This window comes from Nodosilinea sp. E11 (genome assembly GCF_032813545.1).
Taxonomy (GTDB): domain Bacteria; phylum Cyanobacteriota; class Cyanobacteriia; order Phormidesmidales; family Phormidesmidaceae; genus Nodosilinea.
Map to the genome: position 1 here is coordinate 2,264,766 of NZ_CP136520.1, position 13,499 is coordinate 2,278,264.

Annotated in this window: 18 protein-coding genes and 1 pseudogene; 15 read left to right on the forward strand and 4 right to left on the reverse strand. The window is 54.2% G+C overall.

Annotated features, from left to right (window positions below; translation table 11 throughout):
* The first annotated feature begins 84 nt into the window (after positions 1-84).
* The 13 genes and pseudogenes from scpB to RRF56_RS12355 all read left to right on the forward strand — a co-directional run bounded on the left by scpB (position 85) and on the right by RRF56_RS12355 (position 8,982).
* Positions 85-645, forward strand: coding sequence for an SMC-Scp complex subunit ScpB (gene scpB, locus RRF56_RS12300; protein ID WP_317037937.1), 561 nt, complete (start codon positions 85-87; stop codon positions 643-645).
* Positions 646-893: 248 nt separating this feature from the next.
* On the forward strand, positions 894-1,262 hold the full coding sequence (locus RRF56_RS12305) for a DUF760 domain-containing protein (RefSeq protein WP_317037938.1): 369 nt from the start codon (positions 894-896) through the stop codon (positions 1,260-1,262).
* Positions 1,263-1,602: 340 nt separating this feature from the next.
* The gene (locus RRF56_RS12310; RefSeq protein ID WP_317037939.1) at positions 1,603-2,199 is read left to right on the forward strand and encodes an alpha/beta hydrolase; all 597 of its coding nucleotides are present in this window, start codon (positions 1,603-1,605) and stop codon (positions 2,197-2,199) included.
* A gap of 85 nt (positions 2,200-2,284) precedes the next feature.
* Entirely contained in the window at positions 2,285-2,692 is a 408-nt protein-coding gene (locus tag RRF56_RS12315; protein ID WP_317037940.1) for a hypothetical protein, read from the forward strand.
* Positions 2,679-2,897 (forward strand): hypothetical protein, encoded by a 219-nt coding sequence (locus RRF56_RS12320; protein ID WP_317037941.1) that lies wholly within the window; start codon positions 2,679-2,681, stop codon positions 2,895-2,897. Before RRF56_RS12315 ends, RRF56_RS12320 begins: the two co-directional genes overlap by 14 nt.
* Before the next feature lie 12 nt (positions 2,898-2,909).
* A pseudogene (locus RRF56_RS26400) lies at positions 2,910-3,065 on the forward strand (DUF6516 family protein); the annotation flags it as partial.
* A gap of 733 nt (positions 3,066-3,798) precedes the next feature.
* On the forward strand, positions 3,799-4,680 hold the full coding sequence (gene bchL / locus RRF56_RS12325) for a ferredoxin:protochlorophyllide reductase (ATP-dependent) iron-sulfur ATP-binding protein (RefSeq protein WP_317037942.1): 882 nt from the start codon (positions 3,799-3,801) through the stop codon (positions 4,678-4,680).
* 353 nt (positions 4,681-5,033) lie between these two features.
* A complete protein-coding gene (locus RRF56_RS12330) occupies positions 5,034-5,381 on the forward strand; it encodes a DUF5331 domain-containing protein (RefSeq protein ID WP_190515561.1) in 348 nt (115 codons plus the stop codon).
* 120 nt (positions 5,382-5,501) lie between these two features.
* Positions 5,502-5,942, forward strand: a complete 441-nt coding sequence (locus RRF56_RS12335) for a DUF5331 domain-containing protein (protein WP_317037943.1) — start codon at positions 5,502-5,504, stop codon at positions 5,940-5,942.
* 27 nt (positions 5,943-5,969) lie between these two features.
* The gene (locus RRF56_RS12340) at positions 5,970-7,418 is read left to right on the forward strand and encodes a ferredoxin:protochlorophyllide reductase (ATP-dependent) subunit N (RefSeq protein ID WP_317037944.1); all 1,449 of its coding nucleotides are present in this window, start codon (positions 5,970-5,972) and stop codon (positions 7,416-7,418) included.
* 169 nt (positions 7,419-7,587) lie between these two features.
* Positions 7,588-8,160: an REP-associated tyrosine transposase gene (locus RRF56_RS12345; protein WP_317037945.1), complete on the forward strand. Its 573-nt coding sequence runs from the start codon at positions 7,588-7,590 to the stop codon at positions 8,158-8,160.
* 338 nt (positions 8,161-8,498) lie between these two features.
* The gene (locus RRF56_RS12350; RefSeq protein ID WP_317037946.1) at positions 8,499-8,744 is read left to right on the forward strand and encodes a DUF4160 domain-containing protein; all 246 of its coding nucleotides are present in this window, start codon (positions 8,499-8,501) and stop codon (positions 8,742-8,744) included.
* Positions 8,716-8,982, forward strand: a complete 267-nt coding sequence (locus RRF56_RS12355) for a DUF2442 domain-containing protein (RefSeq protein ID WP_317037947.1) — start codon at positions 8,716-8,718, stop codon at positions 8,980-8,982. The genes RRF56_RS12350 and RRF56_RS12355 overlap by 29 nt, the downstream gene beginning before the upstream one ends.
* Here RRF56_RS12355 and RRF56_RS26405 read toward each other — a convergent pair.
* A complete protein-coding gene (locus RRF56_RS26405; RefSeq protein ID WP_410510561.1) occupies positions 8,892-9,140 on the reverse strand; it encodes a DUF433 domain-containing protein in 249 nt (82 codons plus the stop codon). The genes RRF56_RS12355 and RRF56_RS26405 overlap by 91 nt on opposite strands.
* Before the next feature lie 25 nt (positions 9,141-9,165).
* Positions 9,166-9,411 carry a helix-turn-helix transcriptional regulator gene (locus tag RRF56_RS12365; protein WP_317037948.1) on the reverse strand — a complete coding sequence of 82 codons (246 nt, stop codon included), beginning with the start codon at positions 9,409-9,411 and terminating at the stop codon, positions 9,166-9,168.
* Between the two features lie 117 nt (positions 9,412-9,528).
* On the opposite strand from RRF56_RS12365, the gene RRF56_RS12370 reads away from it, so the two are divergent.
* Positions 9,529-9,771: a hypothetical protein gene (locus RRF56_RS12370; protein WP_317037949.1), complete on the forward strand. Its 243-nt coding sequence runs from the start codon at positions 9,529-9,531 to the stop codon at positions 9,769-9,771.
* Between the two features lie 113 nt (positions 9,772-9,884).
* On the opposite strand, the gene RRF56_RS12375 is transcribed toward RRF56_RS12370, so the two are convergent.
* Positions 9,885-10,907, reverse strand: coding sequence for a hypothetical protein (locus RRF56_RS12375; RefSeq protein ID WP_317037950.1), 1,023 nt, complete (start codon positions 10,905-10,907; stop codon positions 9,885-9,887).
* Between the two features lie 249 nt (positions 10,908-11,156).
* Complete coding sequence (locus RRF56_RS12380; RefSeq protein ID WP_317037951.1) at positions 11,157-11,774, reverse strand: GNAT family N-acetyltransferase; 618 nt, start codon at positions 11,772-11,774, stop codon at positions 11,157-11,159.
* Positions 11,775-11,928: 154 nt separating this feature from the next.
* On the opposite strand from RRF56_RS12380, the gene purH reads away from it, so the two are divergent.
* Positions 11,929-13,476 carry a bifunctional phosphoribosylaminoimidazolecarboxamide formyltransferase/IMP cyclohydrolase gene (gene purH, locus RRF56_RS12385; protein WP_317037952.1) on the forward strand — a complete coding sequence of 516 codons (1,548 nt, stop codon included), beginning with the start codon at positions 11,929-11,931 and terminating at the stop codon, positions 13,474-13,476.
* The last annotated feature ends 23 nt before the right edge of the window (positions 13,477-13,499 follow it).

Sequence of the window (13,499 nt, forward strand, 5' to 3'; positions counted from 1 at the left end):
TCTCGGCCCAGTCTAGGGGTCAAAATCAACTGTTTATAGCAATCGGCGCTAGGCTGGGGAATGGTTTACGGTTAGCAACGGTCTATGTCTAGTCTGGCCACCACCATAGAAGCGATTTTGTACCTGAAAGGGCAGCCTCTCGATATTGCCAAGCTGGCTGAGCTGGCCCGCTGCGATCGCGACGATATTGAAGAAGGCCTGATCGAACTGATGGATGAGTATGCCCACCGTGATGGCGCGATGGAAATTATGGAAACTGTCGATGGCTATTGTCTTCAGCTCAAAGAACGCTATCGGTTTTTGGTAGATTTGCTGATCCCCATTGATCTGGGGGTGGGGGCGCTGCGAACCTTGGCGGCGATCGCCCTTAAAGGCCCCATCAGCCAGACCGATCTCGTCGATCTGCGCGGCTCTGGAGTCTATCAGCATGTGCCCGAGCTAGTCGCTCAGGGCTTTGTCCGCAAGCGCCGCCAATCCGACGGGCGCTCGTCCTTAGTGCAAGTCACAGACAAGTTTTACCAACACTTTGAGATTGATCAGCTGCCTCAGCTCCGACCCAAGAGCGCCACGCCTTTGCCCGCCGCCGATACAGCCGCTGACGCAGCCGACGACGACCTTGAGTCAGAGGTTGATCAGGCCTCATAGCCGAATTATTGTAAAGGTAAATAAATGAGTAGTGGTCGTAGGTCAGATCGGCTCCCAGCCTGGGTTGTAGCTTTTTGGCCCCAGCCTACACTGCCTAGCCCTCGCAATATTTCATGATTCGTTACGCTATCATCGGGAATATTAATAGGTATAGGTAGACCAAGGGGGTGATTTTGCTAAATTGGCTTCAAACGCCCCAATCGTCGGTACCCGCCGCCTATGTTGTGACCAGAGGTCTTTGAGATTCTATGGTATTTAACCCTGAAGACGCCGAATTCATCAGCATGTCGGCCAATAGCGACCACCCCAACGAGTTGCTGAAATATCTCCAGCACCAGTCTCCAGAAGTGTTGACGCGGGTGGCCCAAGCTGTCAGCGGCGAAATCAAGCAAATTATTGCTCACAACGTCCAGGGATTGGTGGGCATCTTGCCGAGCGAAGGCTTTAACGTTCAAGTCACCACCGATCGCGAAAATCTGGCTGGGCTGCTAGCCTCTGCCATGATGACTGGCTACTTCTTGCGCCAGATGGAACAGCGCATGGAGCTAGAGCACACTATTTCAGGCTCCTTCTTCGGGGCCGACTTTGGCTCCGACGAGATCAACTTCGACGATTGAGACCTATCTAATTTTCATCGCTTCTGGGATAGCGCACTTGCTGTAGGTGAGTGCGGTCAAATGGCGTGAGCCAAATTTTTGAAAGTCTGACGGTCTCAACTCTTGTCCTGCAAATAGTGGCACACCACCTAAAGCCGAGGCCTTGTCTTCCCCACTAGCATAGGAAAATCACCCTGCAATGATGCGTTGCCGCTGGGTAACCGCGCAATCTATTTTTTGGGCCAGCGACTGGAATCAAACACACGATGGGTGAATGGGTAGATCATCTCGGCAGAACCTGATTAGGTAAAGAAAGCAGCGAGTTGTCCTTCATTGTCTTGGCAGGAGTGGGTTAAGCACTATGCACCAATGCTTGCAAATGGCTGAACAGCAATTTTTCTTAGGTCTAGGCCAACGTCTGGGACGCACGACGACCACCCTGGCTCTCGTTGCCACCTCCCTGGCTGGCCTAGCGGTGGCGGTTCCCCATGCCAACGCTGTCGATGAAGTTCAGATTACCTACGGTGCTTTAGAAGCACCGCCAATCTCGGTTAGCGATTTAGAATCCTTTGCCCGTACTGGCATTCCGAGTCGTGATTTGCAACTGCTACTCAACGTGCTGCGCATTGACGAAGAGCAGGCCCGCCAGGCACTTACCCAAAACGTGCTGGTGGATGTAGACAACCTGCGTCAGGCCTCAAACACCTTTGCGGGGCAATTTCTTTGGCGGCTGCTGGCTACCACCGTCACCTTTACTGACACCACCAGCCCGGCTTGGGAACTGTTGCGCAATGCGGTCTTAGATACCGCCGCCAGTGGTCAGCTGACCATGCTAGACGTGCTGCGGGCGATCGAAGCCAGTACTTTGCAGGTGGATGGTCGTCGAGTGATAGAGATTGCTTCCCAAATCGACTTCGATCGCATTGGGGCGTTAGCTTCTATCTTGCTGGGCAAGTAAGGATTGAGGCATGGCGATCTCTGGAAGCGTTGAGTTTTAACAAGCGAGAATAGAGATAGCTTGAGCATGATGAGGTGAAGGACCTGTGTCAACCAAAGACAATCCAACAAACTTGCCGCAGGATGACATTGCGAAACCTGGAGCTAGCTTCACTACTGCTACTGCTGGGAGCAATGCTTCAAAGCATAATGGGTTGTTGACAGAAGTGATTTTAAGGTCTGCCAACGCTCCCCACGCTATAGCGGCCATCAGCGAGGCTGTGAGGAAAGAAATTGCTCGCACAGAGCAGTCTATAGTCCATGCACAACGTTGTCTTGAGCACTTTGAGGTGCTTAATAATGTGCCGTCTTCAGAATTTGCTGAGCGCTTTACTGCAGAAGATCTCCAAGGTGGAGATTTGGAGTATGTCGAGTGGATGGGGGAATACCAGCTATTTCAGCACCTCCTCCAAAACTTGGCTCTCCTTAAAAGCCTGACCTATGTCGCTGAATGACTACGCTGTTAGGCAGCTTACATCAGGCTTACAAACCTTTGACGACTATGGATTATCGACTTATACAGATGTTTCGGCAGACCTTCGCTCTGGTGAGCAGGTAGTTCTCAAAGCAAAAGTGTTATTCCTAGATGCTACTGAGCTATACATCCGGATATTTTATTTGGGTGGCACGGCTAACACATTGCTGAGCTATGCCTATTAGTACCAACAGTCCGATGGTACTTTAATCTTTCGTTATGACAATGCTAGGCATAAGCCTGACTTGGGCTTTGAATGTCACAAGCATCAAGCTGATGGAACGATAGTTCCTGCTAACCCTCCCAGAATTGAGGATTTGGTGCAGGAAGTAATTGATCACGTCACTAGCTAGGAACACAACCCAGCAAAGTAGATGTCAGCGTGGTAGCCCGCCTAGCTCTATGCCAACAACCGTTACATTCCGTTGCATAGGCAAGAAGTTTACGAATGTATAGAAAGATCGCTTGGGTGTTGGCCTAGGCTGCCGCTTGGGGGGAGCGATCGCATCACCTTTGGCCTTCTCTTGCACGAGATCGCCCCCTGCGAAGGCCGATCGCGCAGATTTTGCCGCTTCTGAGCGATCGCAGTTACCTACAGACAGGCGTTTCAGAAGGCTCACTGCCCTAGAAGATTTAAGGTTTTCGTATTTGCTATTGTTTCGAATTAAGGAAGATATAATCCTAAAATAGAATTTATGGCCTGGATAAGGACTAGTAGCTTTTCCTAGCCTGCCTTCAGTTATAGATTTCCTCTTGGCATACTTAACTGAGTATTGCGGGGGTATCCATTTTTCATCCCCCTTCCCAATCGCTGAGCAGGATCGTCATAATCCAAACAGCCGAAACACCTTGGGCCGAGCAGGCAACTGCGTAGACCCTATTTGTTGAATAGCTTGATTCAAGTCCAGCGGCTGCGACCTTTGCGATCGCCCCTGGACTTGGGTTTAGCTAATCCCACTCCTAGGATGTGTTGTGGCGCTAGCCCAACGTACCGCCGAGTACATAGCAACAGCCGGTGGGTCACGCGGAGCGATGACACACCCTACCCATTCTCAAGACCGCCGTTCTCAATCGAGCATTTCCCCTATGGATCACCAGACTTTAAAGCTTTCTGTGTACGGGAAAGGGGGCATTGGTAAGTCCACCACCAGCTGCAACATTTCGGTGGCCCTGGCCAAACGGGGCCGCAAAGTCTTGCAGATTGGCTGCGACCCCAAGCACGACAGCACCTTTACACTCACCGGGTTTCTGATTCCCACCATCATCGACACCCTGCAAGAAAAAGACTTCCATTACGAAAACGTATGGGCTGAGGACGTAATTTACAAGGGCTACGGCGGCGTACATTGCGTGGAAGCGGGTGGCCCCCCGGCGGGTGCAGGCTGCGGTGGCTACGTGGTCGGTGAAACCGTGAAGCTCTTGAAGGAACTCAACGCCTTTGACGAGTACGATGTGATTCTGTTTGATGTGCTGGGCGACGTGGTCTGCGGCGGCTTTGCAGCTCCACTGAACTATTCTGACTACTGCCTGATCGTCACCGACAATGGCTTTGACGCTCTGTTTGCCGCTAACCGCATCGCTGCCTCGGTGCGCGAGAAGGCCCGCACCCACCCCCTGCGTCTGGCCGGGCTGATTGGCAACCGCACCTCAAAGCGCGACTTGATCGATAAATATATCGAGTCGGTGCCCATGCCGGTGCTGGAAATTTTGCCGCTAATCGAAGACATTCGGATTTCTCGCGTCAAGGGCAAGACAGTGTTTGAAATGGCCGAAACCGACCCCGCCCTGGAGCCGGTGTGCCAGTACTACCTGAATATTGCCGACCAGATTCTCGCTCGGCCCGAGGGTGTGGTGCCCAGCGAAACCCCCGATCGCGAACTGTTCAGCCTGCTTTCGGACTTCTACCTGAACCCTCCTGCCGATGCGCCCAAGCAAGAAGTCGACGAGATGGATCTCATGATGGTGTAACCCACCACCCACCTTGTAGGGTGCATAACGCTGGGGCGAGGCTCCGCCAACGCGAAGCAATGCACAAGTGTTCACCATACAGAATGCTTGATGCATGGAGAATGCTTTCGGCAAAAGACGGTGCATTGCTGGCGCGAATGCACCCTACGGGTTAACGGTTGGTCAATTTAAGGAGGTGATGTTCGACCAAATTGCATGACGCCAGCGATGGTGTTGTGCAGGCGCAAAAACCAGACAATTCTATTGCTGCAAAAATCCCCCTCGATTGAGTTCTAATCTTGAAGCGCTGCATTATCATCGGTACGCAGCCATCTGGCAGCTACCTATAGGCGATTTAGCAAAGAGTCAGGATTATGGCCTTTTTCGAGAACTTTACCCAAGTCATTCGCCAAAAATGGTTGGACTACGTGCAGTCAAACCGGGCCTGGCTGACGCTGCAAATGCAGCAGACCTCGGTGCGTACCCCCGATGGCGGTCGCCGTCCCTCCTCCTTTTTGGTGCTGGGGGTGGTCAACGCCCTAGAGCCCAAGCTGTCGAATCTGATGGTGCCTTTCTACAAGCTCAACTCTGACGAAGACGCGTTAGTAGAAGTGCTGGGGCTCAATTTTGACCCCGAGATGGTGCTGGATAACCCCGACCATACGCAAACCATTGAGGCCAACGACGAACAGCCGCTTTTGCCAGATTCGCCGGATATGTAGGTTTCCAAGTCATTCGAGGGAAGGGTGTTGCCCATCGGCAGAACCTCACCTAGGGACTTATGTAAACCTGGACATCAAAAGCTGTATAACGTTTGAACGTTCAAACGTTTCGAGGCATCTGTGAACAGCAAACAACTGCGGCGATCGCTCAAAATTAAGTGGTTGACCTACTACCGAGACAACCGCGAGTGGATTGACAAATTGGGTATATGGGTGACCAGTAACGGGCACAGGCGGCCCTCGTCGGGCTTTATTTTGGGGGCACTTGCTACCCTCGAACCCGACCTGACCAACCTGCTCCCCCTGGTGGTGGATTTAAGCAGCAACCCCGATCGCATTATTTCTGCCCTGGGTTTAGATACCAGCCCGGTGAAGGAGCTAGCAGCGCTAGAGAAGGCACACAAGATGTTGCCCAGTAGCCCCCAATCAGAGGTTTCTCTGGCCTCAGCTGAGGCCGTTACCCCCCTCACGATTGATGCTCCGCCACCGCTTTCCCCCGCCTACGACGACGAAGCCTGCTCCGGTGCAGGCGGCAGGGAGGTTGATCGACCCAGAACCTAAGTCCTTCACTAGGGAGATACCCCGACGATGACCCTGGCCCAAGCTCAACCCAACGCTTCTGCCCTCGAATTTGACTGCGACACCGGCAACTACCACACCTTTTGCCCAATCAGCTGTGTGGCGTGGCTGTACCAAAAGATTGAAGACAGCTTTTTCTTAGTCATTGGCACCAAGACCTGCGGCTACTTTTTGCAAAATGCCATGGGGGTGATGATTTTCGCCGAACCCCGCTACGCCATGGCCGAGCTGGAAGAGGCTGATATCTCGGCTCAGCTCAACGATTATGAGGAGCTGAAAAGACTGTGTGAGAGCATTAAGCGCGATCGCAACCCCTCCGTGATCGTTTGGATTGGCACCTGCACCACCGAGATCATCAAAATGGATCTCGAAGGGTTGGCCCCCCGCCTAGAAGCCGAAATCGGCATCCCCATCGTTGTCGCCCGCGCCAACGGCCTTGACTACGCCTTTACCCAGGGTGAAGACACCGTACTGGCGGCCATGGCCCAACGCTGCCCCACCGAGGAAGAAGCCGCCGCTAAGCAGCCTGCTGCCGCCAAGGTAGAACCTAAAGAAGAAGCTAAGTCCGGCGGCATTCAAAAGCTGCTCGGCCTGGGCCGCAAAAAAGAAGAAGAGGCCGTAGTTGTCGCAGACACCCCTTACCACGATCACCCACCCCTGGTGCTGTTTGGCTCGGTGCCCGACCCCATCGTCACCCAAATGACCCTGGAACTGAAAAAGCAGGGCATCAAGGTCTCCGGCTGGCTGCCCGCCAAGCTCTACACCGACCTGCCCACCGTTGATGAAGGCTACTACGTCGCCGGTATCAACCCCTTCCTCTCTCGCACCGCTACCACGCTGATGCGCCGCCGCAAGTGCAAGCTGATCGGTGCCCCCTTCCCCATTGGCCCCGATGGCACCCGCGCCTGGATTGAGAAAATCTGCTCGGTGTTTAACATTGAACCCCAGGGCATGGAGGAGCGCGAAGCTAAAATCTGGGAGTCGGTAGAAGACTACCTGGAGATCATTCGCGGTAAGTCGGTCTACTTCATGGGCGACAACCTGCTGGAGATCTCCCTAGCCCGCTTTCTCACCCGCTGCGGCATGACGGTGCAAGAAATCGGCATCCCTTACATGGATAAGCGCTACCAGGCGGCGGAGCTGGCTCTGCTAGAGAAAACCTGCAACGAAATGGGCACGCCGCTGCCCAAAATCACCGAGAAGCCCGACAACTACAACCAGATCCAGCGCATTCAAGAGTTGCACCCTGACCTGGTGATCACTGGTATGGCCCACGCCAATCCGCTGGAGGCGCGCGGCATCAACACCAAGTGGTCGGTGGAGTTTACCTTTGCCCAAATCCACGGCTTTGGCAACACCCGCGACATTCTAGAGCTGGTGACGCGACCCCTCCGCCGCAACAACAACCTCAAAGACCTGGGTTGGGAGAAACTGGTGAAAGAAGAAGCGAAGGTGTAGGTAGTCCCCAGATCCCAGGGTTCTTAAAGAACCCTGGGATCTTCTCGCGGCAAGCATTTTGCCCGCAGCCAGATCCCAGGTTTTTTGGAAAACCCTGGGATCTTTTTGTGCCAAGCATTTTGCTGGCGCTAGGGAACTCTAGAAGCGGATCTTCTCAGCTTGATCAGCTATGCCGCGCCGCAAAGTAGCCTTTTTGCCAGGGCACTACTACCACCTATACAACCGGGGCAACAATCACCAGACCATCTTCTTTGAGCGTGAGAACTACCTATTCTTTCTGCGGCAGTTTCGGCAGCATGTGGCAGTAGAAACCGCTGATGTTCTGGCCTATTGCCTGATGCCAAACCACTACCATTTCTTGGTTTATCTACGAGGTGAAGATCTATCGGAGAAGATGGGGCGGCTTTCGCTGTCATATACGAAGGCGATCAACAAGCGATGTCAGCGCTCTGGGGTCTTGTTTCAGGGGCCATTTCAGTCGATCCATGTAGATGCGGAGGCGTATCTGCTCAATCTGTCTCGGTACATCCATCTGAATCCGGTGAAGGCTGGGCTGGTGCAGAGACCGGAGGATTGGGAGTTCTCTAGCTATCAGGAGTATGTTGAACTGCGTCGGGGAACGCTGCCCCAATATCGAGCGTTGCAACAGCAGGTGGGTGGTTTAACAGCGTATCAAGCCTTTGTGGAATCTGAAGCTGTTTTGATACCGATGGCGATCCGAAGCCTGATGCTGGATGAATAACGCCCCAGATCCCAGGGTTCTTTAAGAACCCTGGGATCTTTCCCCAGCAAGCATTTCACCCGCAGCCAGATCCCAGGGTTTTTGAAAAACCCTGGGATCTCTTTCTCCGCTTACCTTTGCTCAAATCCACGGCTTCGGCAACACCCGCGACATTCTAGAGCTGGTGACGCGACCCCTCCGCCGCAACAACAACCTCAAAGACCTCGGCTGGGAGAAACTGGTGAAAGAAGAAGCGAAAGTGTAGGTCAAAGGTAAGACTGGAGGCCTTCTTCGAGAAGGCCGGGTTTCTTCGAGAAGCCCGGCTTCTTTGTAGTAGAGAGCTTTGAGGGAGCCGCAGAATGCCAACGGTTTTGAGGGTGGGGCCGTATAGGTTTTACTTTTACAGCCATGAGCCTAATGAGCCGCCGCACATTCATATTGATCGCGATCGCGAGTCTGCTAAGTTTTGGCTAGAGCCTGTAGGATTAGCCAGAAATATTGGGTTCAGCGCCAAGGAGTTGCGGAAACTACAAACCTTAGTCGAAGATCATCAAGAAAGGCTTTTGGAGGTGTGGCATGAGCGCTTTGGCAATCCAGATAGATGAGCGGGTGAAGGATGTCCACTTTACGGAAGATACCATCAGCGTCGATCTGATGGATGGCCGCTCGATCGCAGTGCCGTTGGTCTGGTATCCGCGACTGCTGAATGCATCGCCAGAGCAGCTTGCTCAGTGGGAAATCTGCGGCGGCGGCTACGGCATCCACTGGGAAGACCTGGATGAAGACTTGAGCACCGAGGGAATGCTGCGCGGCGCACCTGCCCCAGAGGCGAGAGCGAGGTGATAGCTAGCATGATAAGGAAAATCTTCCAGAATTTCCTCGTAAGTCATGCCAGAAGCCAAATATTCCAGCACATCGTAAACCGTGATACGCATACCCCGAATACAGGGCTTGCCGCCACGCTTGCCAAGTTCAATGGTGATGATGTCTTGGTATTGCATGGGCTACTAGCTTTACGAGAGGGCTTCATACGTTCTCATCGCCTTGAATAATTTCACCCAGGTATGAGTCGACAAACGTCTGGGCAGCATCAGGATTTAGCTGATTCAGTGCTGCTGTAATCAACGTAATCGTGTCACCACCAGGGTCAGTGCGCTCATGCGTCCAGCGGTAAACCACCGTGCGCTCAATCCCCATTGTGACCGCCAGCTTATTCTGACTGATGCCGTAGGTCTCTAAAACCTGTTTTAACACTCGCCCTGCCTTTCCCATGCCCCAATCATGTCAGGGGACGATGAGAGCGTAAATGTGAACACACTTGTCCACATCATGTATAGTCTTGAATGTGAGCATACTTGTTCACATTGTCGTACGCATCACCCTGCACCCATGTCAGAAGAATTCATCCCCAATAGCGAAATCTACAGCGCCCCTCCCGGCAGCCCCACCCCCACCCAGCCCAGCCGCGAACCCATCCACATCAGCATCATCGGCTCTGCCACCGGCACCGACCTGGTGATCAAAATCCTCCATCGCCTCGGCTTTGCCGAAGCCCGAGCCTGGAGCAAACTCCAGAACGACCCCAACACCGGCAGACCCATGCGTGTGCTCACCAAATGGCTGCGGTACTAGCCTACAGACTCGGTTGCAGAGGGTTAAAACAACAAACCCCAGAGAATAGTTTTCTCTGGGGGAGTACGGCATCCTGAGACCGTTGCGCTTACGTCTTGTTGTGAACCTGAGACCTAGAGCGGATCTGGAAAAATAGAGGGAGAGAACATGCTCAGCATCGCATCGTAATGGGGTTCGTAGTAGCGAACATTGGCAGACCCTACACAGGCCGACAGCTCTTGGTCGAGCAAATTTACCATTAGCCGCACCAGGCCCCAGTTAACCTTGAGCGTGGGGTACAGCATGACGCAGAGCGGAAACAATTCTTGCGCGATCGCAGAAATATTGTTCTCTAGCATGCAGGTCCACAGATAAATCTGAAACATCTCCACATCGCGGATGCTAGAGGCACGGACCACAGAGGCGCTGAGTGGCCCTGTGTAGGTTGCATAGTCGGGGCACAGCTCGATGACCCGGTTCACAATGCTGTGGGCAATGTGGGTTGTGGCGGGCAGCGCCAGGCGCACAGTTTCTAAGCGTGGATCGTCGTAGTCGTAGTTGGCGGCGGCAGCATAGGCCCGATTTAGGGGCATGTATAGCAGATCATCCACCACCTTAAAATAGCTCTGAAGCGTCTCGCGCTCCGATTCGGGGGCCTCTGCCGACAGCATTTGACCGCAGTAGTGAAACTGCATGCTGATAAACCCAATCACCCTGGGGTCAACCGCTGTGTGCTGTTGCCGAATCGCGCCCAAGCGTTTTGAGGCCGTTACCGAAAACTGCTGAGGGGTCACCTTTTGAGCGTAGGCCGCCAGGGTGTCTTCATAGACTGAGTGCACGTCTTTAGAGACGGTCCAGGGGTCAATTAGGCTAGCATCAAGCTGGTGCCGCCTGACCTCGTGCGCGAGCAAGTTTTCTGTTTTATTCCAGGCGCGGGCGCTGACAGATCGCAAGATATCAATTAAGTTTTGGGCTACATCTTGCCTAGAGTGAGACCGATCTAAGCTCAACAGAGCCTGATCTTGGCGATACAACCCTTTGATATATTTCTTAGCCCAAACCTCTGGAAGCGAAAGCACGTCGGCCTTGATGGGAGTGCCAGCTTTTTGTGGCCAGTCCGTGCACGGAATGGCCGATACCGAGCAATTTGTCAACATAGAAACACAACAACGACGGCAGGAAAAAAGGGAACGACGAAATACAGCTTAAAAGCCATATTAAGCCCAGAACCATGAGTGAATTAGATAAAAGCCTGATAGACAGGGGGGTGATTTCATTAAACTTCATTTATCGCAATAGTTTGCAAAGATAAATGGGGGCTTTAGTTAACCTGACGCCATTTAAGCTAAACAGTAAGGACCCTAAGGTGCAAGAATAGTCTTCAGGCAGAAACGCCCTAGCGATCGCTACAGCTCAGGCATTTGCCAATTAGGATTGACTAAGCTAGTCATCACATGGTCTTGCCACTGGCCATTAATAAATAGGTAGTCGCGAGCCATGCCTTCGATCGCAAAGCCTAAGCGTTTGAGTACGTTGGCACTGCGGTGGTTGTGGGGCAAGTAGTTGGCCATAATGCGGTGCAGGTTTAGCTCATCAAAGGCATAGGCAATGAGCCGCTGGCCCGCTTCGGTCATATAGCCTTGGCCCTGGTGCTGAGCCGAAAGACCATAGCCCAGAGTGGCTCCGTGCAGCGCCCCGCGCACAATGGTGTTGAGGTTAATGGTACCGATCACCTGGTCGGGTTCATTCTGAAGCAAGATCAGCAGTTTGACCCCATAGCCGGTGTGAAAATCAGTGGCCCGAGAGGCCAGCACCGTCTGCCAAAAGTCACGGGTATAGAAGCGATCTGGGCGCTGGGGTTCAAAGGGTTCGAGGTAGGCCCGGTTCGTCTGGTAGTAGTGCAAAATCGCTGGAATATCGTCGGTGGTGCCCAGCCGCAGTGTCAGCCGTTGGGTCTTGAGTTCTAGTCGCCTAGTCACGATCGCGGCCCATAGGAGTGGCCCACCCAGGTTTGAATTGAGCAAAGCAGATCATCCTGTGGTGAGGAAGGCATTGCTATGGTGCCATAAGGGAATGGGTAGATGGGTGGATGGGGGAAGATAAGGAAGGGGGAGGGATGAGGGGGAGGAGCGGTTTCGGGATAGTATAAGGTCTGCAAAATCAAGGAATAGAGAGCGTATGGCACGCCTGGCACTGTTGAGCGTATCCGATAAAACCGGGTTAGTAGAGCTAGCGAAAGCCCTGGTTGAAGAGTTTGGCTTTGATCTGATCAGCAGTGGCGGTACGGCGAAGGCGATCGCAGCGGCCAACCTCCCCGTCACCAAGGTTTCCGACTATACAGGGTCGCCAGAAATTCTCGGTGGGCGGGTGAAGACGCTGCACCCCAAAATTCACGGCGGCATTTTGGCGCGACAAGACTTGCCAGAAGACCAGAAAGACTTGGCCGACAACGGCATTCGCCCGCTGGATCTGGTGGTGGTGAACCTCTACCCCTTTGAGCAAACAATCGCGAAAGACGGCGTGACCATGGCCGATGCGATCGAAAACATCGATATTGGCGGGCCAGCCATGCTGCGGGCGGCGGCGAAGAACCATGCCCACCTGACGGTGCTGTGCAGCGCCGAGCAGTATGGGCCGTACCTGGAGGCGCTGCGGACTAACCAAGGTCAGGTACCGCTAGAGTTTCGTCAGGCCTGCGCGCGGGCGGCATTTTGGCACACGGCCAGCTACGACCAGGCGATCGCCACCTACCTGACGGCATCCACCAGCGAGGAGGGTGCCCTGCCCCAGCAGTGGGCCATGACCGGTCGCCAGCAGGCCACCCTGCGCTACGGCGAGAACCCTCACCAAACGGCAGCCTGGTACCGCACAGGCTCTACTCCCACCGGCTGGGCTGGGGCCGAGCAGCTTCAGGGCAAAGAACTCAGCTACAACAATTTGGTCGATCTGGAGGCCGCGCGGCGGATCATTGCGGAGTTCCCCAGCGATCGCCCGGCAGCGGCGGTGCTCAAGCACACCAACCCCTGCGGTGTGGCGATGGGCGACACCCTAGCGACAGCCTACCGCCGCGCCTACGACGCCGACGATGTGTCGGCCTTTGGCGGCATTGTGGTGCTCAACCGCGCCATTGATGCGGATACAGCGCAGCAGCTGACTGGCACGTTTTTGGAATGTATCGTTGCGCCGGGATGCGATGCTGCGGCCCGTGAGCTGCTGGCCAAAAAGCAAAACCTGCGGGTATTGGTGCTGGAGGATCTGTTAACGGGGCCAGGGCAGGTGGTGAATGCGATCGCAGGCGGCTTCTTGCTGCAAGCCCCCGACAACCACCGCGACGACCCCGCTACCTGGCAGATTGTCACCGAGGCCCAGCCCAGCGAGGCCGAACTAGCTGAAATGCTGTTTGCCTGGCGAGTGGTGAAGCATGTGAAATCGAATGCGATCGTAGTGACGCACCAGCAGCAAACCCTCGGCATTGGCGCGGGACAGATGAACCGGGTCGGCTCGGTTAGCATTGCCCTGGCCCAAGCGGGTGAAAAAGCCCAGGGTGCTGTGCTGGCCAGCGACGGCTTCTTCCCCTTCGACGACTCGGTACGCACCGCCGCTGCTGCGGGCATTCGCGCCGTGGTGCAGCCCGGTGGCAGCCGCCGCGACGAAGATTCGATCAAAGCCGCCAACGAATTGGGCCTAATTATGGCGATGACCGGTGTACGGCATTTCTTGCATTAGGAGCTCTTTCAGTGGTGCATCGC

Excerpts from the sequence above, each read along its gene's own strand:
- scpB (WP_317037937.1), top strand. The coding sequence starts at position 85 with ATGTCTAGTCTGGCCACCACCATAGAAGCGATTTTGTACCTGAAAGGG.
- RRF56_RS12305 (WP_317037938.1), top strand. The coding sequence starts at position 894 with ATGGTATTTAACCCTGAAGACGCCGAATTCATCAGCATGTCGGCCAAT.
- RRF56_RS12310 (WP_317037939.1), top strand. The coding sequence starts at position 1,603 with ATGCACCAATGCTTGCAAATGGCTGAACAGCAATTTTTCTTAGGTCTA.
- RRF56_RS12320 (WP_317037941.1), top strand. The coding sequence starts at position 2,679 with ATGTCGCTGAATGACTACGCTGTTAGGCAGCTTACATCAGGCTTACAA.
- bchL (WP_317037942.1), top strand. The coding sequence starts at position 3,799 with ATGGATCACCAGACTTTAAAGCTTTCTGTGTACGGGAAAGGGGGCATT.
- RRF56_RS12330 (WP_190515561.1), top strand. The coding sequence starts at position 5,034 with ATGGCCTTTTTCGAGAACTTTACCCAAGTCATTCGCCAAAAATGGTTG.
- RRF56_RS12340 (WP_317037944.1), top strand. The coding sequence starts at position 5,970 with ATGACCCTGGCCCAAGCTCAACCCAACGCTTCTGCCCTCGAATTTGAC.
- RRF56_RS12345 (WP_317037945.1), top strand. The coding sequence starts at position 7,588 with ATGCCGCGCCGCAAAGTAGCCTTTTTGCCAGGGCACTACTACCACCTA.
- RRF56_RS12350 (WP_317037946.1), top strand. The coding sequence starts at position 8,499 with ATGCCAACGGTTTTGAGGGTGGGGCCGTATAGGTTTTACTTTTACAGC.
- RRF56_RS12355 (WP_317037947.1), top strand. The coding sequence starts at position 8,716 with ATGAGCGCTTTGGCAATCCAGATAGATGAGCGGGTGAAGGATGTCCAC.
- RRF56_RS26405 (WP_410510561.1), bottom strand. The coding sequence starts at position 9,140 with ATGCAATACCAAGACATCATCACCATTGAACTTGGCAAGCGTGGCGGC.
- RRF56_RS12365 (WP_317037948.1), bottom strand. The coding sequence starts at position 9,411 with ATGGGAAAGGCAGGGCGAGTGTTAAAACAGGTTTTAGAGACCTACGGC.
- RRF56_RS12370 (WP_317037949.1), top strand. The coding sequence starts at position 9,529 with ATGTCAGAAGAATTCATCCCCAATAGCGAAATCTACAGCGCCCCTCCC.
- RRF56_RS12375 (WP_317037950.1), bottom strand. The coding sequence starts at position 10,907 with ATGTTGACAAATTGCTCGGTATCGGCCATTCCGTGCACGGACTGGCCA.
- purH (WP_317037952.1), top strand. The coding sequence starts at position 11,929 with ATGGCACGCCTGGCACTGTTGAGCGTATCCGATAAAACCGGGTTAGTA.